We start from the raw sequence: 1535 nt of genomic DNA on the forward strand, positions 1-1535 counted from the left end.
TTGAAAAAACTGCTGGAACGGGAGAAGCCGGAAACCCCTTAGTTTACTAAGGGCGCAATTATACACCACCCAAAGGTTGGTGCATTGCGTTCTCCGAAGGCTCCTCGCCGGAGGGCTGTAATTTTCCGCAGTCATGGTCTGCTCCAAATCATACAGGGGACGCTACGCTTCCCCTGCGCTGGCTGCCGCCAGCTACCCTTTTGTGTACTTGCCATCTGGGGACACCTTGCGTTGCAAGCTGTTCCCAGCCGACAAGTTTCATAAAATATGCTATCTTTTCGATAGCCAATGAAGTATAATGAAGATGACAACAAATCGGCATTTGTAAAGGAGGATTTACAATGAAGAAAATTGGATTAGGTATTGCGATACTACTCTTTGCCATTATAATTTCTCTTTGCTCATCAGGAATGGGGCTGCTCGTTATCGGAATTGGGATTGTAGGATTGATTTTTTCAATCATAGGATTTATAGAACGCAAGTAAAATAACTTCCAGTTTGTCAGCTTCACATCGGGTCAACTTGCCCCGAACTTTTACAATTAAATACCCGCCGCCCTCACAGCGGCACACCGAGCAGGAAATCTGAAAAAGGTCTCCTGCTTTTTTTCTGCCAAAATGAGGTGGTAAAACGCCACCCCATCCACCAATTACCGAAAGGAGGGACACGAAATGCCCTGCCCACACAACGAAATCACGATTGTTCAGCGCAGCCAGCGACAGTCTGCGGTTGCCGCCGCTGCTTACCAAAGCGGCGAAAAGCTGTTCTGTGAATACGACCAGCAAGTGAAGCACTACCCGGAAAAGCGTGGTATTGTCCACAATGAAATTCTGCTCCCGGCAAACGCCCCACGGTCGTATGCAGACCGCAATACCTTATGGAACGCCGCCGAAGCGGTGGAAAAGCAATGGAACTCCCAGCTTGCAAGGCGGTGGGTGCTTACCATTCCAAGAGAGATACCACCCGACCAGTATGCTGTCCTTGTCCGGGAGTTTTGTGAGCAGCAGTTTGTTTCCAAAGGCATGATTGCTGATTTTGCAATCCATGACCCCCATCCGCCGGGACACAATCCCCACGCCCATGTCATGCTCACTATGAGGGCAATGGACGAACATGGAAAATGGCTTCCCAAGAGCCGCAAGGTTTATGACCTTGACGAAAACGGGGAACGGATAAAACTTCCGTCCGGCAGATGGAAAAGCCACAAGGAGGATACGGTGGATTGGAACGACCAGAAGTATTGCGAAATCTGGCGGCATGAATGGGAGGTCATCCAGAACCGCTATCTGGAAGCCAATGACCGTCCGGAGCGTGTGGACTTGCGTTCTTATGCCAGACAGGGGCTTGATATTATCCCCACTGTCCATGAGGGGGCTGCTGTCCGGCAGATGGAAAAGCGTGGTATCCAGACGAATATCGGAAACCTGAACCGGGAAATCAGAGCCGCCAACAGTCTGATGAAGTCCATCCGACAGCTTATCCAAAACCTCAAAGGCTGGATTACCGAGCTGGGAGAAAAACGGAAAGAGCTGCTT

At 50.0% G+C, this 1535-nt stretch carries 2 protein-coding genes; both read left to right on the top strand.

What is annotated here, in order from left to right; translation table 11 throughout:
* Nucleotides 1-341: 341 nt before the first annotated feature.
* A complete protein-coding gene (locus DWY84_RS17475) occupies nt 342-485 on the top strand; it encodes a hypothetical protein (protein ID WP_009274458.1) in 144 nt (47 codons plus the stop codon).
* Nucleotides 486-671: 186 nt separating this feature from the next.
* On the top strand, nt 672-1535 hold an 864-nt coding region (gene mobQ, locus DWY84_RS14125; protein WP_147354301.1), incomplete at its 3' end, for a MobQ family relaxase.

This window comes from Clostridium sp. AF27-2AA, assembly GCF_003478505.1.
Lineage (GTDB): Bacteria > Bacillota > Clostridia > Lachnospirales > Lachnospiraceae > Brotaphodocola.